Source organism: Arthrobacter sp. MP_M4, assembly GCF_035984855.1.
In the GTDB taxonomy this organism is placed as follows: domain Bacteria; phylum Actinomycetota; class Actinomycetes; order Actinomycetales; family Micrococcaceae; genus Arthrobacter.
Window position 1 is genome coordinate 55,602 of the sequence record NZ_JAXCHX010000019.1, and the last position, 22,291, is coordinate 77,892.

Annotated in this window: 19 protein-coding genes; 15 read left to right on the top strand and 4 right to left on the bottom strand. The window is 66.7% G+C overall.

Annotated features, from left to right (window positions below; genetic code table 11):
• Positions 1-32 precede the first annotated feature (32 nt).
• The 3 genes from RCH15_RS13705 to RCH15_RS13715 all read left to right on the top strand — a co-directional run bounded on the left by RCH15_RS13705 (position 33) and on the right by RCH15_RS13715 (position 4,781).
• Positions 33-2,723, top strand: coding sequence for a bifunctional acetate--CoA ligase family protein/GNAT family N-acetyltransferase (locus tag RCH15_RS13705; RefSeq protein ID WP_326961220.1), 2,691 nt, complete (start codon positions 33-35; stop codon positions 2,721-2,723).
• Between the two features lie 86 nt (positions 2,724-2,809).
• On the top strand, positions 2,810-3,553 hold the full coding sequence (locus RCH15_RS13710) for a DUF5998 family protein (protein ID WP_326961221.1): 744 nt from the start codon (positions 2,810-2,812) through the stop codon (positions 3,551-3,553).
• Between the two features lies 1 nt (position 3,554).
• Positions 3,555-4,781 carry an alkaline phosphatase family protein gene (locus RCH15_RS13715; RefSeq protein ID WP_409017228.1) on the top strand — a complete coding sequence of 409 codons (1,227 nt, stop codon included), beginning with the start codon at positions 3,555-3,557 and terminating at the stop codon, positions 4,779-4,781.
• A gap of 50 nt (positions 4,782-4,831) precedes the next feature.
• Here the strand turns inward: RCH15_RS13715 and sepH are convergent, their stop codons facing one another.
• A complete protein-coding gene (gene sepH, locus RCH15_RS13720) occupies positions 4,832-6,232 on the bottom strand; it encodes a septation protein SepH (protein ID WP_326961223.1) in 1,401 nt (466 codons plus the stop codon).
• Between the two features lie 358 nt (positions 6,233-6,590).
• Between sepH and RCH15_RS13725 the strand changes: the two genes are divergently transcribed.
• Positions 6,591-6,890 (top strand): DUF4193 domain-containing protein, encoded by a 300-nt coding sequence (locus RCH15_RS13725; protein WP_326961224.1) that lies wholly within the window; start codon positions 6,591-6,593, stop codon positions 6,888-6,890.
• Here the strand turns inward: RCH15_RS13725 and RCH15_RS13730 are convergent.
• Positions 6,887-7,372, bottom strand: a complete 486-nt coding sequence (locus RCH15_RS13730) for a DUF3093 domain-containing protein (protein WP_326961225.1) — start codon at positions 7,370-7,372, stop codon at positions 6,887-6,889. The two genes, RCH15_RS13725 and RCH15_RS13730, sit on opposite strands and share 4 nt — an antisense overlap.
• A gap of 120 nt (positions 7,373-7,492) precedes the next feature.
• Between RCH15_RS13730 and dut the strand changes: the two genes are divergently transcribed.
• The 4 genes from dut (at position 7,493) to RCH15_RS13750 (ending at position 9,999) form a co-directional block, all read left to right on the top strand.
• Complete coding sequence (dut, locus tag RCH15_RS13735; protein ID WP_326961226.1) at positions 7,493-7,984, top strand: dUTP diphosphatase; 492 nt, start codon at positions 7,493-7,495, stop codon at positions 7,982-7,984.
• Positions 7,985-8,145: 161 nt separating this feature from the next.
• Positions 8,146-8,877: a DUF3710 domain-containing protein gene (locus tag RCH15_RS13740; RefSeq protein WP_326961227.1), complete on the top strand. Its 732-nt coding sequence runs from the start codon at positions 8,146-8,148 to the stop codon at positions 8,875-8,877.
• Positions 8,870-9,280: a hypothetical protein gene (locus tag RCH15_RS13745; RefSeq protein WP_326961228.1), complete on the top strand. Its 411-nt coding sequence runs from the start codon at positions 8,870-8,872 to the stop codon at positions 9,278-9,280. The genes RCH15_RS13740 and RCH15_RS13745 overlap by 8 nt, the downstream gene beginning before the upstream one ends.
• Entirely contained in the window at positions 9,277-9,999 is a 723-nt protein-coding gene (locus RCH15_RS13750; RefSeq protein WP_326961229.1) for a DUF3159 domain-containing protein, read from the top strand. The genes RCH15_RS13745 and RCH15_RS13750 overlap by 4 nt, the downstream gene beginning before the upstream one ends.
• Before the next feature lies 1 nt (position 10,000).
• Here RCH15_RS13750 and RCH15_RS13755 read toward each other — a convergent pair whose 3' ends face one another.
• Both RCH15_RS13755 and RCH15_RS13760 read right to left on the bottom strand, forming a co-directional pair.
• A complete protein-coding gene (locus tag RCH15_RS13755) occupies positions 10,001-10,726 on the bottom strand; it encodes a potassium channel family protein (RefSeq protein WP_326961230.1) in 726 nt (241 codons plus the stop codon).
• Positions 10,727-11,398, bottom strand: coding sequence for a potassium channel family protein (locus RCH15_RS13760; protein ID WP_326961231.1), 672 nt, complete (start codon positions 11,396-11,398; stop codon positions 10,727-10,729).
• A gap of 230 nt (positions 11,399-11,628) precedes the next feature.
• Here RCH15_RS13760 and RCH15_RS13765 point away from each other — a divergent pair, with 230 nt between their 5' ends.
• The 7 genes from RCH15_RS13765 to RCH15_RS13795 all read left to right on the top strand — a co-directional run bounded on the left by RCH15_RS13765 (position 11,629) and on the right by RCH15_RS13795 (position 22,126).
• A complete protein-coding gene (locus tag RCH15_RS13765) occupies positions 11,629-13,542 on the top strand; it encodes an APC family permease (protein WP_409017230.1) in 1,914 nt (637 codons plus the stop codon).
• Positions 13,539-14,885: a class I SAM-dependent RNA methyltransferase gene (locus RCH15_RS13770; RefSeq protein WP_326961233.1), complete on the top strand. Its 1,347-nt coding sequence runs from the start codon at positions 13,539-13,541 to the stop codon at positions 14,883-14,885. Before RCH15_RS13765 ends, RCH15_RS13770 begins: the two co-directional genes overlap by 4 nt.
• 171 nt (positions 14,886-15,056) lie before the next feature.
• A complete protein-coding gene (locus tag RCH15_RS13775) occupies positions 15,057-17,870 on the top strand; it encodes an aconitate hydratase (protein WP_326961234.1) in 2,814 nt (937 codons plus the stop codon).
• A gap of 182 nt (positions 17,871-18,052) precedes the next feature.
• Positions 18,053-20,026, top strand: a complete 1,974-nt coding sequence (gene dxs, locus RCH15_RS13780) for a 1-deoxy-D-xylulose-5-phosphate synthase (RefSeq protein WP_326961235.1) — start codon at positions 18,053-18,055, stop codon at positions 20,024-20,026.
• Positions 20,023-20,568, top strand: coding sequence for a DUF402 domain-containing protein (locus tag RCH15_RS13785; RefSeq protein ID WP_326961236.1), 546 nt, complete (start codon positions 20,023-20,025; stop codon positions 20,566-20,568). Before dxs ends, RCH15_RS13785 begins: the two co-directional genes overlap by 4 nt.
• Positions 20,565-21,122, top strand: coding sequence for a hypothetical protein (locus RCH15_RS13790; protein WP_326961237.1), 558 nt, complete (start codon positions 20,565-20,567; stop codon positions 21,120-21,122). Before RCH15_RS13785 ends, RCH15_RS13790 begins: the two co-directional genes overlap by 4 nt.
• A gap of 26 nt (positions 21,123-21,148) precedes the next feature.
• Positions 21,149-22,126 carry an aldo/keto reductase gene (locus tag RCH15_RS13795; protein ID WP_326961238.1) on the top strand — a complete coding sequence of 326 codons (978 nt, stop codon included), beginning with the start codon at positions 21,149-21,151 and terminating at the stop codon, positions 22,124-22,126.
• Positions 22,127-22,291: the final 165 nt, after the last annotated feature.

A 22,291-nucleotide genomic window follows, 5' to 3' on the forward strand; every position in this document is an offset into this window, starting at 1 on the left:
AAACTGGCTGAGTTTATGACTAGGCTAAGCCTATGGTGGATCAGCCCGCGGACGGCGTATATCCGGAATATTGGGAAGCCGATGTTGTGCTGCGCGACGGCGGCACCGCGCATTTGCGTCCCATCCACCCCTCGGACGCCGACGCGGTCCAGGCCTTCCACGTCGGGCAGTCGCAGAAGTCCATCTACATGAGGTTCTTCGCGTTCAAGTCCAAACTCTCCGCGAAGGAACTCAAACGGTTCACCGAGGTGGATTACAAGGACCGGGTGGCGCTGGTGATCACCATCGGCGGGGAAATCATGGGGATCGGCCGCTACGACCGGCTCGACGACCCCGTGGAGGCCGAAGTCGCGTTCAACATCTCAGACGCGCACCAGGGCCGCGGCATCGGCTCGATCCTGCTCGAACACCTCGCCGCCGCCGCCCGCGAAAACGGAATCCGGAAGTTCAGTGCCGAGGTCCTGCCGGAAAACCGCAAAATGCTGATGGTCTTCTCTGACGCCGGGTACGACGTCAAACGCCATTTCGACGACGGCGTGGTCAGCCTCGAATTCAATATCGACCCCACGGACAAATCCCGCGCCGTGATGGAGTCCCGGGAACACCGTGCAGAAGCCCGCAGCATCCAGGAACTGCTCGCCCCGACCTCCGTAGCCGTCATCGGTGCCAGCCGCAAATGGGGCACCGTGGGCTACCAGCTGTTGGAGCACATCATTGAAGGCGGCTTCACCGGGCCGGTCTATGCGATCAATCCCGAAGCCTTTGAGCTCGCCGGGATGCTTTCTTTCGCCCGGCTGTCCGAGGTCCCGGGCCCCGTCAAGCTCGCCATCATCGCCGTCCCGTACGCCGAGGTCCCCAAAGTCGTGGAGGAATGCGGCGCCGCCGGCGTCAAGGGCATCGTGGTGGCCACCGCCGGGTTCGCGGATGACGGCGAGCGCGGCCTCGCCCGCCAGCGCGAGCTTGTCCGGCAAGCCCGTGCCAACGGCATGCGCGTGATCGGCCCCGCTTCCCTGGGCATCCTCAACACCGACCCGGCAGTGTCCCTGAACGCCTCGATGGCGCCCTCGCTGGCCCGCCGCGGAGGGTTGGGCCTGTTCAGCCAGTCCGCGGCGATCGGAGTCTCCCTCTACGCCGCCTCCAGCCGCCGCCGCGTCGGGCTCTCCACCTTCCTCTCGGCGGGGAACCGCGCTGATGTCTCCGGCAACGACATGATGCAGTTCTGGGAGGACGACGCCGCTACCACCGCCGTGGGGCTCTACCTGGAGTCGATCGGCAATCCGCGTAAATTCTCCCGCCTGGCCCGGCGGCTGGCACGGACCAAACCCGTCATCGTGGCCAAGTCCGGTGCCATGGGCCTCGGACTGCCGCCCGGCCACGCTGTCCGCACCACCATGGCGCCGCCGGAAGCCCTCGACGCGATGATGCGCCAGGCCGGCGTCATCGGCGTGGAAACCATCGAACAGCTCATGGACATCGCCCAGATCGTCTCAAGCCAGCCCCTGCCCACGGGACCCGGCATCGCGGTCTTCAGCAACTCGCGGGCGCTCGGCAAAGTCGTTGCGGACAGTGCAGCGGCGCAGGGACTTGGCGTTGAGCGCCTTGTCACCGACATAGACCTCGACGCCGGGATGTCCGTGGCCCTGCCCGCGCTGCGGCACAGTTTGCAAGAGGTCCTCACCGCCGATTCCGTCCACGCCGTCGTGGTTGCCCTGCTGCCGGCCCACGGCCTCACCGTGGAGAAAATCGCCGGGGTACTGGCCGAATGTTCCGTGGCGGCCGGTAAACCCGTGGTCGCGGCGTTCAGCGGTCTTCTGGACCCGTCCATTTACGTGGAGGGCATGGTCGGTGACGACGCGGGAACCACGGTTGTTCCCTGCTACTCCAACCCCGGCGCCGCGGTCGCAGCCCTGGGTGCTGTGGTCCGGTACGCGCAGTGGCTGGACCGGGACCAGGGACTGTTCGTGGAACCGGAGGGATGCGACGCCGACGGCACCCACGAGCTGCTCGAAGGGCTGCTGGAAACGGTGGGCGGTGAGCAGCTGGTTCGGCTGGACCCCGAGAAGGCCGCCGGCCTGCTCGCCCGTTACGGCATCCACGTGGTTCCGTCCGTCGGCTTCGAGACTGCCGAACAGGCCGTCGCGGCGGCGGACCGGCTGGGCTGGCCGGTGGCTCTGAAGACCACCGACCCTGCGCTGCGGCATCGCCTGGACCTGGGCGGGGTCCGGCTGGACATCCAGGACGCCGACTCGTTGCGGCGGAACGTGCAGGAGATGCGGAAGTCCTTGGAGCGCTACGGCTCGCCGTCGCTGGAAGTTCAGACCATGGCCCCGGTGGGGCAGGCGTGCACCTTCCGGGCCATCGAGGACCCGCTGCTGGGCCCGGTGGTGTCCTTCGGGCTGGCCGGCGACGCCGTGAACCTGCTGGAGGACTGGGCGCACCGGGTGCCTCCGCTCTCCGGCTCGGACCTGCACGACTTCATCCGGGCCCCGCGCGCCTCGCGGAAACTGTTCGGTTACCAGGGGCTTCCGGCCGTGGACGGGCGGGCCCTGGAAGACCTTGCTGCGCGGCTGGCCCGGCTCAAGGACAACCACCCGGAGATCGCCCTCGTCGACTTCAACCCCGTCCTCGCCGGACCGGAGGGGCTCGCCATCCTCGCGGCGGACGTCCGGATCGCCAACGCTGCCCAGCGCACCGACAGCGCCCGGCGCGCCATGCGCAACTGACGCTGCCGGACGGCGGGGCAGAGGCCCGGGGACCCGCACTCGGCAACGGTTAGCATGTGCCCAACCGATCTGTGAAAATGGAGAGCATGAGCTTTCAGACTCCAACACCCAAACACCCGGCGGCCGCCTCGGGGCGCCCGGGTGCGCACCCCCAGGGCCTGCATGACCACAGTGCGCAGGGTCAGAGCCTGGACGGAGCCCTCCAGCAAGCCGGTTTCTATCCGCCCCTCGTCGCCGACGTCGTCGCCGACGCCCTGGACGGGCGCGACTGTGTGGCCCACCTGGTGCACCTCGAGACGCACTTCGACCGTGCCGAGGTCCGACGCCACATCTCGGTACTGGTACTGACCGAGGACATGCTGGTCATTACCCACGTCGATGACCAGCAGCTCGACGAGGCCGGCGAACAGATCGTGGCACAGGTCTCCACGGAATCCGTGCCCGTGACGCAGATCCGCTCCGTGGTGCTCAGCTATGTGTACGCCCAGCCCCAGGACTACAAACCCTCGGACCCGGTCCGCGAACTCACCCTGTCCATCGCCTGGTCCGGTGGCCAGCGGCTCGACATGGGCCCGGCAAGCTGCGGCGACCCGCAATGCGAAGCGGACCACGGCTACAGTGGCAGCATCGTCCAAGAGGACATCGTGTTGCGGATCAGCGCCGAGGCCGACGGCCTGCAGGCCGTCCAGGACGCCAAGCTGTTCGCCCGCGCCCTCCGTGCCGTAAACACCGGGTCCTCCGCCCCGGTGCCGCATACGGCCCCGGGGCTCCCGCCCCGTCCGCGCATGGGCGTCTTCGGCAGCCGCGCCAGCCGCGGCCACCAGCGCTGAGATGACGCCGGTCGGCGTGCCCCAACCCCTGTCGTCCGCCGGGACCATTTCGGCGGGCCTGCCCGCGGCCCCGGCCTTCGGGAACCGTTCCATCGCCGAGGTCCTCACGAGCGCGGCGGCCAGCGTCGGCGTGCCCGGCTTCGACAACCGGCTGAACCTGGCCGCCGCCAAGCGCATCTGCGTCGTCCTCGCCGACGGGCTGGGACGCAACCTGCTGAAACAGAAATCCGCGCACACGCCCTTCCTGAGGTCGGTGATGCAATCCGGCCAGGGGCAGGTTCCCGTCTTCCTTGACTCAGCTTTCCCCTCCACCACCGCGGCGTCCCTGGCCAGCTTCGGCACCGGATTACCGTCCGGACAGCACGGCATGGTGGGCTACGACGTGCTGGACCCCGACCAGGACCGGGTGGTGAACATGCTGGGCGGCTGGGACGCCGGTGTGGATCCCGAACGCTGGCAGCCCTTTCCCACCGTCTTCCAGCGGGCCGCCGAGCACGTGGAGGTCACCACTGTCAGCCTTCCGCAGTTCAGTGACTCCGCAATGACCCGGGCGGCGCTACGCGGCGGCCGCTACGTTACCGCCACCACCTCACACGCCAGGACCGCGGCAGCGGCCGAGGCGATGGCCGGGGCCGGGCGGTCCCTGATGTACTTCTACGTCAACGAACTAGACAAGGCCGGGCACCGCCACGGCTGCCAGTCACCGCAGTGGGAGCACCAGCTCGAAGAACTCGACGCCACGGTCAAACGGCTCAGCTCCGCCTTGCCGGCGGGCACCACCATTCTGCTCACGGCCGATCACGGCATGCTCGACGTGCCGGCATCCCAGCGGATCGACTACTCCGCGGACCCCGCCCTCGTCGACGGCGTCCGCCACACCGCAGGCGAACCCCGCATGGTCCACCTGTACCTCGAGGAGCAGAACAATGAGGACGCGCAGGCGCGGCTGGCCGGGGCCTGGCAGGCCCGCTTTGGTGACCGGATCTGGGCCTTCACCCGGGGGGAAGCCATCGCCGCCGGGTTGTTCGGCGAAGTCCGGGCCGAGGTTGCTCCCCGGATCGGTGACGTGATGATCGCGGCCAAGGACGCAGTGGCCTTCTACGACACCCGGCGGACGCGGCCGACCGCCCTCGAGGTGGTGGGCCAGCACGGGTCGTTGACTAAGGCTGAGCGCGAAGTCCCGCTACTCTGCTTCCAGGCCGACGGCAAAAGGGCCCCACGCGCCTGATCCGGCGTGAAAAACCCCGAGCCTGGACGTCTTGAGGTGGCGGGCGCCTGTCAGTCCCCGCGGGCCCCGAAGACGATGTCGTCCCAGCTCGGAATGCTGGAGCGCTTCTGCTTCGCAGGCTGCCGTTCGGGCTGCTCGGCACCCCGGTCGTCCGGGGACCCCGCGGGTGCCTCACGAGGCTGCCGGCGGGCGGATCCGCCGCCGAGAAGCTCATCAAGACCCGGGCTGGAGGCCGGAATACGGCCGCCCGGTGTTTCGCGCCTGGGCTTCGCTTCCTGCCTCGGCGTTGGTTCCTGCTTACCGCTGGGACGCATCTGCGACGCGGCGATGGTGATCTCCCGGGTGTCGGTACTGACCCCGTCATGCAGTTTCAGGGCGTCATCCTCCGACTCCTGCTGGCGGGGAGCCAGCGAAAGCCTGGACATGATCGAGGGCCGGCCGTCGCGGCGGCGGTCCCAGGGATTGGCTGCGGGACGGGGCTCAATGTCCGCCGTCTCCTCGGATTCAGGTTCCGCTGTTTCCGCCGTGGACTCCTCAGGCACCGTGTCTGCCGGGAGCTCCGCGAGAATCTCAGCGGGCCTCGGGTGAGCCGCGGGTACGGCGTCGGTCAACAGCTTGGCGAGGGCGTCGTCGCCGTCCTCGTCCACGCCGAGGCGCTGCCCGCGGCGGGAGCGCAGCATGTCCAGTAACCCATCGGATTCCTGCTCCTGCTGGACGATCTGGAGCTGCGCGGTAGCGGTGCGCGCGGCAGCATCGGCGTCCGTTTCGAAATCAAAGGGACGGTCGTCGGACACAGCGGACAGCCTCCGGGCCGGGAGCGGGCCGTCGAGCGGTTCGAGTTCACTGAGTTGTTGCGCCCAGCGGTTCGCGTTCTGTAGGGATTTCCGGGCCGGGCTGAACGTCCACATGGCGGGCGGCTCCTCGCCGATGCCCGCCGGGCCGCCGGGCTGCGCCTCGAAGCGCGCCACGACGTTCCAGTTGCCGTCGGGGCGCCGCCAGGAGTCCCACTCGACGGTGGATGCATTGATGCCGTGCGCACTGAGCCGGTGGGCCACCATCTCGCCGAGCGACGCCGGGCGGTCACCGAACACGGAACGGTAGATGTCATGACCGGGGGCGGGGGCCGCCACTTCGACTTTTTGGGCCTGCCGGGCGACGTGTTCACGTTCGGCCAGCACCGGACCCTCATAGCGCTGGACTTTCGCCACCGGAATGCCGGACAGCTCGGCCACTTCCGCTGCCGTCGAGCCGCTGCGGATCCGCGCCTGGATATCGCGCGGGGACATCGCGATGGGCGCGGCAACAGCAGCTGCAGCGGACTTGGCCGCCGTCCGGCTGGCTGCCACCCGAAGTGCTTCATCGATTGGCAGCTGGAACATCTCGCCGCCGGCGCCGCTCAACAGGAGATGCTTCCCGTCGTCGTGGACGCCTACAAGCCGTAGATCCTGCATACAAATCCTCCACCCTGGCATTACTAACAAGCGAAAGTCTGCCATTGATGCGGACCGATTCCGGTCAGGAAAGCGGGCGCGCCGCAACTTTCCGCGTCTTGACGGGGCTTTTTGGCTTGCTGGGGACCCCCGGGGCTGCCGGAAACCGGAGACCGCGGCCGGCTCCCGGCGTCCGGGGCCGGACGCCACTGGTATTCACTGGGGGCTTAAGCAAAAATGACCCGACATTGGGCACAAAAACACAGTGTCCGGCGTTGTCACCGGTGAACCGCCCCCGGGGTCCCAGGGCTACCGCCTGCAGGGACCGCCCAGGGCCGGCGATCCAATCGAACAATCGCGGAGTGTGAGCAGGAAAATAATGGCGACAGACTACGATGCGCCGCGCAAAACGGAAGAGGACCTCGGCGAGGACTCCCTTGAGGTCATGAAAGGGGGGCGCACGGAAAAGCATTCCGCAGTGGTCGACGAGGACGAATCGGACCTGGCGGAGGGGTACGAACTTCCCGGTGCCGACTTGTCGGGAGAGGAGTTGCTGGTCCGCGTCCTCCCGGCGCAGGCCGACGAATTTACCTGCGCCTCCTGCTTCCTTGTCCGCCACCGTTCACAGATCGCCCGGGAAAAGAATGGCTTTAAATACTGCAGGGATTGCGAGGGCTAAGAGCTCAGCGCTGCAAGCAGCTCATCGGGGTGCCGTGTCGAGGCCAGCCAGTAGGGAGTGCGGTCGGAGGGATCGGTAATCTCGACGCGGACCACGGGGTCAATCCACCCCCGGATGCACATATAGGCCAAGCCGTTCAGGCGGGTGCCGCGTTCCGCCGTCGCCTCCTTGCTGCGGAACGCGGACGTGGCCCCCACGTAACGACGCTCGATGGTGGCCCGGCCGACGCGCAGTGTCGAGGCGGTAACCGTGATGGCGGGGGTCGAGATGACCAGCAGCACACCGATGATCACGAAGAGGACAACGGCGGCGATGATGCCCGCGGTCAGGCTGATGGGGGCGAACACGAGGATGCCCGCGCCTGACAGTCCCGCCGACACCAGCCAGATCCAGGCGTTCGGCCAAAGCTTCTCGCTGTAAATTACGGGGGCGTCGCTGGGGGTGCTGTTGGGGGCAGGCACGGCTGCACTGGATTCGGGCATAGGCCCAGCTTTCCACTTTTCCCGGGCTATTTCACCTTGGCGGCAGCGCCGGGCCCGGGCATCCCCGCCCGCTGGACGCAGCTAGGCCGATCTTCCCGGCGGGCGTTAGAGTGGGGGACTGTGACTGAAGAAACCGCAGCAGTGGAAGAGTACGGCGCCCCCACCCTCACGGTCCAGCTGAAGATGCTCGACGACGGCCTGGAACCGCCGTCGTATGCTCACCCCGGCGACGCCGGGGCGGACCTGCGCACCCGGGAGGACGTGGTGCTTGACCCGGGGGAGCGCCGGCTGGTCCCCACCGGTGTCTCCATCGCCCTGCCTGACGGCTTCGTGGCGCTGATCCACCCGCGGTCCGGGCTCGCCACCAAGCACGGACTCACCGTGGTGAACGCCCCCGGAACCGTCGACGCGGGCTACCGCGGGGAAATCGCGGTGACACTGTTGAACACAGACCGGCACGAGGCGATAGAACTCAAGCGCGGCGATAGAATTGCACAAATGGTTATCCAGCGTGTGGAGCACGCAGCGTTTCTCCCCGTCCAGGAGCTCAGCGGCTCAGCACGCGGCGAGGCAGGCTTCGGATCCACCGGCGGATTCGGCGTGCCGGTCTGACCGGAAGCAGGCGGGACCTGCAGTATTACCTGCAGGCGTATCGGCCGGCCCTCGCAGCTGCAGAACGATTGCAGAAGGTATCCGGCCGGGGACGCACTGCGTCCCGGCGGCACAAGATCACAACTTCGGCGGCAAAAGATTTCAACTAAGGAGACGAACCCATGGTTTTTGGGCGTGGCAGGAAAGCCAAGCAGGAACAGCTGACAGATCCCGGGGAAACCCTGGAGGCAGTTGCTGACGCTTCCGCCGACGATTCGGCCGGGGCCGCAACGGGTGTCCCTGTCAGGGGCGCGACCGGCCCCTTCGACGCCTCGGAAATCGAGGACCAGGACGGGTACGTGGACCTTGGCGCCCTCCTCATTGCCCCGGCGGAAGGCCTGCAGCTCCGGCTTGAGGTGGAGGAAGCCACCCAGCGCGTCGTCGCCGTCACCATGGACCTGGACGGCTCAAGCCTCCAGCTCCAGGCGTTCGCGGCGCCGCGCTCCGAAGGGCTGTGGGACGAAATCCGTGAACAGATCGGCCAGTCTGTCGGCAGTCAAGGCGGCCAGATCGAGCAGATTGAGGGCGGCTTCGGCACGGAACTGCTCGCCAAACTCCCGGCCAGCAGCGGCGACGGAAGTCACGGCTACCGGGTTGCCCGCTTCATCGGCGTCGACGGTCCGCGCTGGTTCCTTCGCGGCGTGTTCGGCGGCGAAGCCGCGGTGGACCGCGACGCAGCCGCCGGCCTCGAGGGGCTCTTCCGGCAGCTCGTGGTGGTACGTGGCGAAAGCCCCATGCCGCCGCGCGACTTGCTGCAACTCCACCTGCCCAAGGACAACGCCGTGCCCGCACCGCAGTCCGCCCCGGACCTGGACCAGCCCGAACGCGGACCGGAGATTACCCAGATTGGCTGATTCCCCCCGCCAGGACCCGGCCTCCTCGGTCTCGGTGAGAGGGCTGCCGGACCGCGGCCGCGTGCTGTGCCACGGCTATATTGAGTCGGTCACCTATCCGCCGGCGAGCAACATTGCTGCCTTTACCGCAGTCGTCGTCGATCACGACGCCCCGGTCAAGAAACGCGGAGCAACGGCCGCCGCCGGCACGCCGGGGGCCGCGCCCGCTGCCCCCGGGGCACGGCACCCCCGGTCCGCCGTTCCGAAAGACCGGCTCCGGGTGGTCTGGCTGGGACGCCGCCGCATTCCCGGCGTGGACGCCGGGACGGAACTTCGCCTGCAGGGCATGGTGACGGTACGCGACGGCCTGCCAACCATGTTCAATCCCCGCTATGAAATACTCTCCCGCCAGGAGGAGCAATGACCGTGCCCGAGAAGCCCGAGCCCACGGCAGCTGAACCGACCGTGGCGCAACTCGCCGCCGGCTACGCCGCCAAGGCCGGGCTGCACCGTTCACACAACGGCAACGTCGACGTCCTGAAAAGCGCCGGCGGCGTTCAGGGGATCGCGGAGAGCATCCTCCCGGGCCTGGTTTTCCTGGTCGCGTTCACGCTCACGCGCGAGCTGACAGTAGCTCTTGTGGCCTCCCTCGCCGTCGCCGCGGCCTTCACGGTGGTCCGGCTCGTCCAGCGCAAGCCCCTGACGCAGGCATTGGCCGGCATTGTAGGTGTCGGCCTGTCTGCGTGGCTTGCCAACACCACCGGCAAGGCTGAGGACTTTTACGTTCCGGGGTTCTTCACCAATGCCGCCTACATCGTGGCGATGGGGGCCTCCATCGCCTTCCGTTGGCCGTTCGCCGGATTGATTTTCGGCTTTGTCCGCAACGAGGGGCTGGATTGGCGGAAGGACCCGGCTCGGGTGCGGGCCTACCAGGTTGGTACAGGGGTGATCATTGCGGTCCTGGCCCTGCGGCTGCTGGTCCAGGTTCCGCTCTATTTCCTGGGCGAGCCCGGTTTCGCGGCCCTCGCTACGACCCGGCTCCTGATGGGCCCGCCGCTGTACATCCTGGGTATCTGGGTCGCCTGGCTGCTGACCCGGCCCGCTGTTCCGGACGCGCCCGCTGCGGGCGAAACACCGGCCTGAGCTAGCCGTCGAAGCCGTCGTCCGCGGTGACGGCGCGTCTGTCCTGGTCCTGCGCGTCCTCGCCGTGTGACTCCGGTGAGAGCAGGGCGCGCAGCTCATCCTCCGCGACGATCGTGGTGACGAAGAACAGCTCGTCGCCGCCGTCGATCACATCATCACGGCTCGGTGTGATCGGCGCCTGGTCCCGCAGGATGGCCACCAGGGTGGAATCCTCCGGCCACTGGATGTCGCCCACGGTCAGGCCGACCACATGCGAGTCGTGGGGAACCGTGAACTCGACCAGCGAGGACACGCCGGTCTGCAGGGTCAGCAGCCGGACGAGGTCGCCGATTTCCACCGCTTCCTCGACCAGGGCTGTCATGAGCTGGGGGGTGTTAACGGCGACGTCGACGCCCCAGGAGTCGTCGAACATCCAGTCATTCTTCGGGTTGTTGACCCGGCCCACCGTCCGGCCCACGCCGAACTCCGTCTTCGCCAGCAGCGAGACCACCAGGTTGACCTTGTCGTCGCCGGTTGCGGACACCACGACGTCGGCGTCCTCCAGTTTCGCGTCCTGCAGGGTGCTCAGCTCGCAGGCATCGCCCACGAGCCAGTGGGCGCCGCGGAGTCCGCTGCGCCCGATGACCTCAGGTTTGAGGTCGATCAGCAGGATCTCGTGTTTGTGGGCCAGCAGTTCGCGGGCAATCGATGAACCGACGCTGCCCGCCCCGACAATGACGACTTTCATTTAGGACTCCTTGGCGGGGGTTTTGGCGAGAATGTGGGCGACTTCGCTGCTGCGGTCCACGGCCAGCATGGCGTGGACGGTGTCCCCGTCCTGGTAGAGGGTGCCGGCCGCGGGCAGCATGCCCTCCCCGAACCGGGTCAGGTAGGCGACGCGGATCCCGGCGGCTTTTTCGATCGAGGTCACCGGATGGCCGATCCACTCAGCGTTCAAGTCCACCTCGGCGAGCACCAGCCGGCCTGACGGGTCCCGGTAGTCGCCGGCCAGGTGCTGCTCGGGCAGGATCCGACGGAGCACCTGGTCTGCGCTCCAGCGCACGGCGGCAACCGTGGGGATGCCCAGCCGCTGATAGATCTCCGCGCGGCCGGGGTCGTAGATCCTGGCGACGACGTGCGGGACATGGAAGGTTTCGCGGGCAACCCGGGTGGCCAGGATGTTGGAGTTATCGCCGCTGGAGACGGCGGCGAAGGCGTAGGCATCCGCCACGCCGGCCTGCTTCAGGGTCTCGCGGTCAAAGCCGACGCCGGTGACCTTACGTCCGGTAAAGCCGGTACGGAGCCGCCGGAACGCCCGGTCGTCCTGGTCGATGATGGCCACGGAGTGGCCCGCATCCTCGAGCGTGTGCGCCAGGGTTGCCCCCACGCGGCCGCAACCCATGATCACGAAGTGCGCCAACCGTGCCTCCTCAAGCGTTTTGTGTCTGCTGCTGCGTAAAACTCTACCGGCCACGGGGCGCCGCGGGACCAGCCCCGCGGCGGCCGTGCCGGGCGTCCGGGGGCCGGGGCGGGGCGGCTGCCCTGCCCCGTCATGACATCGGGTGCGAATGCGACTAGCTTTGTGGGGTGCCGACAATATTCAATGCCGTGAAGCGGGTGCTGGTAGGCAAGCCCTTCCGGAACGAGAGCATGGCCCACACCCTGCTTCCGAAGCGGATAGCGCTTCCCATCTTCGCCTCCGACGCCCTGTCTTCTGTGGCCTACGCGCCCGACGAAATCCTCCTGACCCTGGCTTTGTCCGGCGTTAGCGCCGTGGCGTTCTCGCCCTGGGTGGGATTGGCCGTGATGGTGGTGCTGCTGACCGTCGTCGCCTCCTACCGGCAGAACGTCCACGCCTACCCTTCCGGGGGCGGCGACTACGAGATCGCGAACGTGAACCTGGGTAAATATGCCGGGCTGACCGTCGCTTCCGCACTGCTGGTCGACTATGTGCTCACAGTTGCCGTGTCAATGTCCTCAGCCGCCACCTACCTCACCACTGCCGTGCCCTCACTGCACGGACAGCAGGCTGCCATCGCCACGATCGGCGTCGTGATCCTTGCCCTCGTGAACCTGCGCGGCATCAAGGAAGCCGGCAGCGTGTTCGCCGTCCCCACCTATATCTTCATGGCCTCCATCATCGGCATGACCGCCGTCGGCGTCTTCCAGGCCGCCACCGGCCAGTTGGGGGAGGCGCCGTCAGCGGCGTTCACCATAGTCCCCGCGGCAGGCTTCGATGAGGGCTTGGTCGGCCTCGCCGGGGCGTTTCTGCTGCTCCGGGCTTTCTCGTCGGGCGCCGCAGCGCTGACCGGCATTGAGGCGATCAGCAACGGCGTGCCGAACTTCCAGAAGCCCAAGAGCAAGAACGCCGCCACCACGCTGCTCCTGCTCGGCGTGATCGCGGCTTCCATGCTGGCCGGCATCATCTACCTGGCCAATGCCACCAAGGTGCACATCGTGCTGGATCCGGCCAAGGAATTCCTGCTGGACGGCAAGCCCCTGCCGGAGGGCTACATCCAGAGCCCGGCGATCAGCCAGATCGCGCAGACCATTTTCGGCCAGGGTTCCATCTTTTTCTTCCTTGTGGTTGCCGCTACCGGCGTGATCCTGGTGTTCGCCTCCAACACCGCTTTCAACGGCTTCCCGGTCCTCGGCTCGATCTTGGCCCAGGATGGCTACCTGCCGCGGCAGTTGCGGACCCGGGGTGACCGGCTGGCCTTCAGCAACGGTGTCCTGGCGCTGGCCGCCGGAGCCCTGGTGCTGATCATTGCCTTCAACGCAGACGTCACTAAACTGATCCAGCTCTACATCGTGGGTGTCTTCATTTCGTTCACAATCAGCCAGCTCGGCATGATCCGGCACTGGGGCCGGGAATTGAAGCTCGCCAAAGACCCGGCGCTAAGGCTGCGCATGGTCAAGTCACGCACCATCAACACCATCGGCTTCGGCATGACGGCGTTGGTCCTGGTGATCGTGCTGATCACCAAGTTCCAGCAGGGCGCCTGGATCGCGCTGCTGGCCATGTTCGTGCTGTTCCTGATCATGTGGAGCATCCGGGCACACTACGACAACGTGGCCAAGGAACTCGCCGTCGACGAGGACTCCTCGCCCCGGGCCCTGCCGACCCGCGTGCACGCCGTCCTGCTTGTCTCGCATGTGCGCAAGCCGGTGCTCCGGGCGCTGGCCTACGCCCGCGCGTCCCGGCCCTCGCGGCTGGACGCCATCACCGTGGACATCAGCAGCGAGGAGACCGAACAAACGGTCGAAGACTGGGAAAAGCTGGAGATCCCGGTACCGTTGACGGTGCTGGCCAGCCCGTTCCGCGAAACGGTGACGCCTATCATGGAGTACATCAAGAACATGCGCCGCGACTCGCCGCGCGACCTGATCGTCGTCTATATCCCCGAGTACGTCGTGGGTAAGTGGTGGGAGCAACTGGTGCACAACCAGACCGCGCTGCGCATCAAGACCCGGCTGCACTTCGAACCGGGCGTCATGGTTGCGAGCGTGCCGTGGCAGCTGAAATCCTCCGAAGAAGCCAAGAGACTGCAGGACATCCTATGAGTTCCGACACCCAGACCCAGCCCCACACCGAACTGATCGTCGACGTCGGTCCGGTCGCCCACGGCGGGCACTGTGTGGCCAGGCACGAGGGGCGCGTGGTGTTCGTCCGCCACGGCATCCCGGGCGAGAAGGTCCGGATCCGTTTGACCGAGTCCGGCGCCGACGCGAAATTCTGGCGCGGCGACGTCGTCGAAGTCCTGTCCGCATCGGAGGATCGGGTGGAGCACTTCTGGGACCTCGCGGATTCCGCACGCTCCTGGTCGCACCGGCACCCGCCTGTCGGCGGTGCCGAACTGGGCCACATCTCCCTCCAACGCCAGCGCAGCCTCAAGGCCGAGGTGCTGGCAGAGCAGCTGCACCGCCTGGCCGGAATCGAGAGCCAGGTAACGGTGGAGGCTGTGGGGGAGCCTGGCGTGGCGGGGGCGGCCGGACTCGGCTGGCGTACCCGCACCGGTTTCGCGGTGACCCCGGCCGGCAAGCTCGGCATGCACGCCCACCGCTCCGATCTGGTCCTGCCGGTGCGGGAGATGCCGCTGGCTGTCGACGGTATTAACGCCCTCCGGCTGTGGGACATGGATCTTCAGGGCATCGAGCGCATCGAGGTCGCAGCCCCGGCCAACGGTTCCCGCCCGCTGGTGCTCCTTGTCCCGGCCGCCGGTACGCGGGCCAAACGCCTCAGTGCGGTCCTGGCGCAACTGCCGGAGGACGTGTCGGTGGCCAGCTTCGATCCGGTCAAAGGCGAAGTGCTGCGGCTGCGCGGGCGCACGTACGTGCAGGAGGCCGCCGCCGGACACGAGTACCGTGTCACCGGCGACGGCTTCTGGCAGATCCACCGCAACGGCCCCGACACGCTGGTGGGAGCCGTGACCGGTTTTCTGCGGGAGGGCGGCTTCCTGGAACCGGGCGCCGCGGTAGCTGACCTCTATGCCGGGGCGGGTCTGTTCACGGCCCCGCTGGCCGACGCCGTCGGCGTCACCGGGTCGGTGCTGTCCGTCGAAGGCGCGCCCGGCACGAGCCGTGATGCCCGCAAAAACCTCCATGGCGCAACCCAGGTGGAGATCGTGCAGGGCCGGGTGGAACGGGTGTTGCGCGAGAAAGCGCGCAGGTTCGACGCAATCTTGCTGGATCCGCCGCGGGCAGGGGCCGGAAAGGCCGTGGTGAACCAGTTGACCGCGTCCGGACCCCGGGCCGTTGCGTACGTGTCCTGCGATCCGGCGTCCTTCGCCCGCGATGTGGGCTACTTCCAGCAATCCGGCTGGGACCTGGCGGGGCTGCGCGCCTTCGACCTTTATCCCCACACCCATCACATGGAGACTGTGGCGCTGCTGACTCCCCGGGGCTAAGGCCACTAGGATGGGCGGAGTAGTCCGACGTCGCGCTCCGTAATTACGGCTGACCTCCTGCACCCTGCACCGATCCTTGTGTGAACAAGGCTCAGCATTAGTTAGGCAGTCCTAACTAGCAAGGGGTCTGCGGCGCGACAAAGATGAAACTGTTGCGAGAGGAGTCCTGCGATGAGCATTGTGGACAGCTTCGGTTCAAAAGGCAAACTTAATGTAGCCGGTACCGAATACGAAATTTTCCGGTTGAACTCCGTTGAAGGTGCAGAAAACCTTCCGTTCAGCCTCAAGGTATTGCTTGAAAACCTGTTGAGGACCGAGGACGGCGCCAACATTACGGCCGATCACGTCCGAGCACTGGCCGGCTGGGACCCCAGCGCCGAGCCCGACACTGAAATCCAGTTCACGCCGGCGCGCGTGATCATGCAGGACTTCACTGGCGTGCCCTGCGTTGTGGACCTTGCCACCATGCGGGAAGCAGTGAAGGAACTTGGCGGTGACCCCAAGCGGGTCAATCCGCTGGCACCTGCCGAAATGGTGATCGACCACTCCGTGCAGATCGACGCCTTCGGCAACTCCGGCGCACTGGAGCGCAACATGGAGATCGAGTACCAGCGCAACGGCGAGCGGTACCAGTTCCTGCGGTGGGGCCAGACCGCGTTTGACGACTTCAAGGTCGTGCCGCCGGGAACAGGCATCGTGCACCAGGTCAACATTGAATACCTGGCCCGGACTGTCATGACCCGTGAAATTGACGGCGTGGTCCGTGCCTACCCGGACACCTGTGTCGGCACCGACTCGCACACCACCATGGTCAACGGCCTGGGCGTCCTGGGCTGGGGCGTCGGCGGTATCGAAGCAGAGGCAGCCATGCTGGGCCAGCCGGTCTCCATGCTGATCCCGCGCGTCGTGGGCTTCAAATTGACCGGATCCATTCCGGCCGGAGCCACCGCCACGGACGTTGTCCTGACCATCACCGAGCAGCTGCGCAAGCACGGCGTGGTGGGTAAATTTGTCGAGTTCTACGGTGAGGGCGTCGCGGCTGTGCCGCTGGCAAACCGCGCCACGATCGGCAACATGAGCCCGGAGTTCGGCTCCACCGCCGCCATGTTCCCCATTGACGACGTCACCCTCGACTACCTGCGCCTCACCGGCCGGTCCGACGAGAACGTGGCCCTCGTGGAGGCTTACGCGAAGGAACAGGGCCTCTGGCACGATCCTTCCAAGGAGATCACCTTCTCCGAGTACCTCGAGCTGGACCTGTCCACGGTTGTTCCGTCGATCTCCGGCCCGAAGCGCCCGCAGGACCGCATCATCCTGACCGAGTCCAAGGACCAGTTCCGCCAAGACCTGCGCAATTATGTGCAGGAAGACCTGGCCGGCGGCAGCCTGGACGAAGCGATCGACGAGAGCTTCCCGGCGTCGGATTCGCCGTCATTCACCGCTACCGCCACGCACCTGACGGATGAGGCGCCGCACTCCCACGGACCGAAGTCCAACGGGCGTCCGTCCAAGCCGGTGACCGTCAAAACCGCCGACGGCCGCGAGTTCGAGCTGGACCACGGTGCAGTGTCGATCGCCTCGATCACCTCCTGCACCAACACCTCCAACCCGTCCGTGATGCTGGCCGCCGCACTGCTGGCCCGCAACGCCGTCGACAAGGGCCTGACCTCGAAGCCGTGGGTCAAGACCTCCGTGGCCCCCGGGTCCAAGGTCGTCACCGACTACTACAACAAGTCGGGCCTGACCCCGTACCTGGAGAAGCTCGGCTTCTACATCGTCGGGTACGGCTGCGCGACCTGCATCGGCAACTCCGGCCCGCTCGACGCCGAAATCTCCGAGGCCATTCAGGCCAACGACCTTTCCGTCACGGCGGTGCTCTCCGGTAACCGCAACTTCGAAGGCCGGATCAACCCGGACGTGAAGATGAACTACCTGGCCTCCCCGCCGCTGGTCATCGCATACGCCCTGGCCGGCACCATGGACTTCGATTTCGAGAACGACGCTCTGGGACAGGACGAGGCCGGCAACGACGTCTTCCTGAGGGACATCTGGCCGAACCCGGTCGAGGTCCAGCAGGTCATCGACTCCTCGATCGACAAGGAAATGTTCGCCCGCGGCTACGAGGGCGTCTTCGAAGGCGACGACCGCTGGAAGGCACTTTCCACCCCGGCCGGCGACACCTTCGCGTGGGATCCGAAGTCCACGTACGTCCGGAAGCCCCCGTACTTCGACGGCATGAAAGCGCAGCCGGAACCCGTCAAGGACATCGCCGGCGCCCGCGTACTGCTGAAGCTCGGCGATTCCGTCACCACGGACCACATCTCACCGGCGGGTTCCTTCAAGTCGGACACTCCGGCCGGGCAGTACCTGCTGGCCAACGGTGTGGAGCGCAAGGACTTCAACTCCTACGGCTCACGCCGTGGCAACCACGAGGTCATGATCCGCGGAACGTTCGCGAACATCCGGATCAAGAACCAGATCCTCGACGGCGTTGAGGGCGGCTTCACCCGCGACTTCACCCAGGCTGACGGCCCCCAGGCCTACGTCTACGACGCCGCGCAGAACTACGAGGCCGCCGGCATCCCGCTGGTGGTGCTGGCGGGCAAGGAATACGGGTCCGGTTCGTCCCGTGACTGGGCAGCCAAGGGCACCGCGCTGCTGGGCGTGAAGGCTGTCGTGGCTGAAAGCTACGAACGCATCCACCGCTCCAACCTGATCGGCATGGGGGTTCTGCCCCTGCAGTACCCGGCCGGACAGAACGCTGCCAGCCTCGGGCTGACCGGCACGGAAACCTTCGCTGTCGAGGGCGTCACGGCGCTGAACGAAGGCACCACGCCGAAGACGCTTAAGGTCACCGCAACCGCCGAAGACGGCACCGTCACGTCCTTCGATGCCGTCCTGCGCATCGATACCCCGGGCGAGGCTGACTACTACCGCAACGGCGGCATCCTGCAGTACGTGCTGCGCCAGATCTCCGCCAACTAGCGGAAGTCACCTCCCGCAAGGGAGTAGCAAGTGCCAGGCAAACGCCCCGGCCGGTCCCTGACCGGCCGGGGCGTTTCTGTGCCGTCCGCGTTTCCGGCCGGGTCCGGGCGGTGTCCCGGCACCAGGGGTTCACTTGAGGCGTTAGAGTTAAACGGCATGTCTACCATCCGAAGGAGGGGCCGTTGGGACTCTTGGAGACCATCCGGAATCCGCAGGACCTGAGCAAGTTGTCCGAGGCGCAGCTGAATCAGCTGGCAGCCGAGGTCAGGGAATTCCTGATCGGCAACGTCTCCCAGACCGGCGGACACCTCGGACCGAACCTCGGCGTGGTGGAGCTGACCATCGCGGTACACCGGATCTTCGACTCTCCCCGCGACAGCATCGTCTTCGATACCGGGCACCAATCCTACGTACACAAGCTCCTCACCGGACGCCAGGACTTCAGCACCCTGCGTCAGCAGGGCGGCATGTCCGGCTACCCCGACCGTGCCGAGTCTGAGCACGACATCGTCGAAAGCTCACACGCCTCCTCCTCGCTCTCGTGGGCAGACGGAATCTCCCGTGCCCGGCGGCTGACCGGCGACGGGGACCGCTACGTGATCGCCGTCGTGGGTGACGGCGCCCTGACCGGCGGCATGGCGTGGGAGGCTCTCAACAACATTGCGGCGGACAAGAAGCGGCGTGTGGTGATTGTTGTGAACGACAACGGCCGCTCGTACGCCCCCACCGTGGGCGGTTTCGCCGACTACCTCGCCTCGCTGCGGCCCACCATCGACTCCTTCCGCGCGGCGCCGGCTTATGAGGGCACCCTGGATTGGTGGCGGCGGAAACTGCAGAACGGCGGACCCGCTGGCCAGTTCACCTACCGCAGCCTGCACGCCATGAAAAAAGGCGTCAAGGACTGGTGGGCCCCGCAAGGCATGTTCGAGGACCTCGGCATGAAATACATCGGGCCGGTGGACGGACACGACCTCCAGGCCATGGAGCACGCCCTGTCCACCGCCAAGACCTACGCGGGTCCCGTGATCGTGCACGCCATGACCGAAAAAGGCCATGGGTACGCGCCGGCCCGCGCCCACGAGGCTGACCAGTTCCATGCGGTCGGCATCATCGATCCGGAGACCGGCGAACCCGCCGATGCCGGCGGTGCAAAGTCGTGGACTGCCGTCTTCGCCGACGAGATCGCCGACATCGCGGATGAGCGCACGGACATCGTCGGCATTACCGGCGCCATGCTCATTCCGGTGGGACTGCACAAGTTCGCCGCACGGCATCCCGAACGGGTGTTCGACGTCGGCATCGCCGAGCAGCATGCCCTCACCTCGGCCGCTGGCATGGCTTTTGGTGGACTGCACCCCGTCGTCGCCGTCTATGCGACGTTCCTGAACCGCGCCTTCGACCAGCTTCTGATGGATGTGGCCCTGCACAAGGCTGGTGTCACTATCGTCCTGGACCGTGCCGGCGTCACCGGGCCCGACGGCGCCAGCCACCACGGCATGTGGGACATGGCCATGGTCCAGATAGTTCCCGGGCTGCACCTCGCCGCGCCCCGGGACGCCAGCCGGCTCCGCGAGGAGCTTCGCGAAGCCGTCGCCATCGAGGACGCCCCCACTGTGATCCGCTACTCCAAGGGCACGGTCGGCGCCGAGGTCGAGGCCATCGAACGGCTCAGCGACGGCGTCGACGTCCTCGCCCGCCGCCCGGCCGGCTCCACCCAGAACGACGTCCTGATTGTGAGCGTCGGCGCGATGTCCGAGCTCGCCCTCGACGTTTCGAACCGCCTGGGCGCCCAGGGCATCAGTTCCACGGTCGTGGATCCCCGCTGGCTGCTCCCGGTCCGGAAATCCATCGTCGCCCTCGCCTCCCACCACCGCCTGGTCATCTGCATCGAGGACGGGGTCCGCGCCGGCGGCGTCGGGTCCCGTATCCGGCAGGAAATGCGGGCCGCCGGGGTGGACACCGCCCTGAACGAGGTGGGCCTTCCGGTGGAGTTCCTTGACCACGGAACCCGCAGCCAGGTGCTCGAACGGGTCGGTTTGACCGCCCAGCAGATTACGCACGACGTCGTGGCGCAGGTATTGGGAACCAAAGTGCCGTTCGCGCGTCCCCTCCCGGGTCAGGAACACCCCAGCACCGGCAGCCTTCCCATTCTGTGAGGACCCCCAAGGACTTGGCTGCGGGCGACCTGGTGGTTTCCCGGAACCGGAAGTGGAACGGCAAGGCCCACTGGGTGGTACCCGGAACGTACCTCGGTGAGGACGAGCACGGCTGGTGGATCTTTCAGGGAGCCCATGAGTTCTGTTCCCGCCCGGGGGCGGCGTTCTACGCCGCATCAGACGCCGTGCTGTTGGTCCCCCGTTCGGGGGAGTATGTGGCCACTTTTTACGATGACGCCCATCCCGCAGGCGTCCAGGTCTACGTGGACCTGGCAACCGGCCACAGCTGGACCACGATCCGGGCCGGCGTCGCCGAGTTCCACCTGATTGACATGGATCTGGACGTCATCCGGACCGTGGACCGCGGAGTGTACGTGGATGATGAGGACGAGTTTGCCGAGCACCGGATCGACATGGACTACCCCGCTGACGTGGTGGACCGAATCACCGCGGCGTCGGACCAGCTTTACCAGGCCGTCAAGGCACAACAGCCACCCTTCGACGGTGCAGACCGCGAATGGTTCAGGAGAGGACGGGCATGAGCGGAATTATCCGGGTTTACAAACGCAACGACGAAGGAGTCCTGGAATTCAGGGAAGCCTGGTTCGACGAGGACTACAGCCAGTTCGTGATGAACCACGGCGTAGTGGGGCACCAGAGCAAGACTGACGAGACCGACGTCGCGGACGCTGCTGCCGCTGAGGGCCTGATGGATGCTTTCGCCGTGCAGTGCGCCGAGGACGGTTTCGCCGAAATTCCCGAGGAGGAGCAGTCCTGGGTGGTGGCCCAGTACGCCCTCAAGACCAAAGACGGCACAGACCGCGACCGCTACCTCGAGGAAAAAGCCAAGGACGCCTTGATCAGCCACCTGGCATGGCGCGGCCTCGGAATTGTGGACCGCAGCGAGTTCAGCGATGCCAAGCTCAACATCTTCATCCTCACCCCGGACATCAACAAGGCCGTCAACGCGATCAAGGTCTGCATCCGCGGCGAGGACCTGGACTTCACAAAATTGAGCATCGGCGCCGCCGCGTTCGGTGAAACGTCCTTCAAGCTCAAGCACTCACCGAAACCGGCTTCCGGCTTCACTTTGTAGCGGTACAGCCGTTATAGGCTGAATTCATGACTGAATACCGCCGCGTAGGAAAATCCGGACTGTCCGTCTCCGTTGTAGGACTTGGCTGCAACAACCTGGGGCGGGCCAATACGGCCACCGAGTCGCAGGCGGGGACCGACGCCGTCGTCCATGCGGCCCTGGACGCCGGGATCACGTTCTTTGACGTCGCCGACGCATACGGACGGGAGCCGGGCCTTAGCGAGTCGATGCTCGGCAAGGCCCTGAAGGGCCGCCGGGAGGACGCCGTGATCGGGACCAAGTTCGGCATGGACATGGGCGGCGGCAATGGAAACGACTTCGGCGCAAGGGGCTCCCGGCGCTACATCATCAAGGCCGCCGAGGCTTCATTGCGACGGCTCGGCACGGACTGGATCGACCTTTACCAGTTCCACACTCCCGATCCGCTGACCCCGATCGAGGAGACCCTTGCAGCGCTGGAGGAGCTCGTGACCAGCGGAAAGGTCCGCTACATCGGCCACTCCAACCGGGCCGGCTGGCAGATCGCCGAGGCCGAATTCGTGGCGCGCGCCCGCGGCGGAGCGCGTTTTGTGTCGTCCCAGAACCACTACAACCTGCTGGACCGCCGCGCCGAACTTGAGGTCACGCCCGCGGCCGAGGCGTACGGACTTGGCGTCCTGCCGTATTTTCCGTTGGCCAACGGCCTGCTGACCGGCAAGTACGCCAAGGACTCCGCGCCTGCGGGCTCACGGCTCAGCCACACCCGCACCAACCTGGTCCACGACGCCGACTGGGAGCAAATGGCTGCCTTCAGTGCCTTCGCCGCCGAGCGGGACCTGACCGAAATCCAGGTGGCCTTCTCCTGGCTCGCAGCCCAGCCCTCGGTCAGCAGCGTCATTGCCGGCGCCACCCGCCCCGAGCAGGTCCGGCAAAACGCTGCCGCCGTGGCCTGGGTTCCCACCGCCGCAGAACGCGCTGAGCTGGATGATCTCTTTCCCCGGACACCGAAGGTCGCGCTGTTCTAACCGCACCCATCCAGGGGTTATCGGCCGGCAGATCGTCAATGCAAAGGCGGCGGGGGGGTGGGTTTAGTAAAAACCCCCCCCCCCGCCGGAATTTGTTTTAAGGGGGGTGACGGGTGGCGGGGGGGCGCGCGCCCCGCGGGCCGGGACAAATTTAGCGTGTGACCG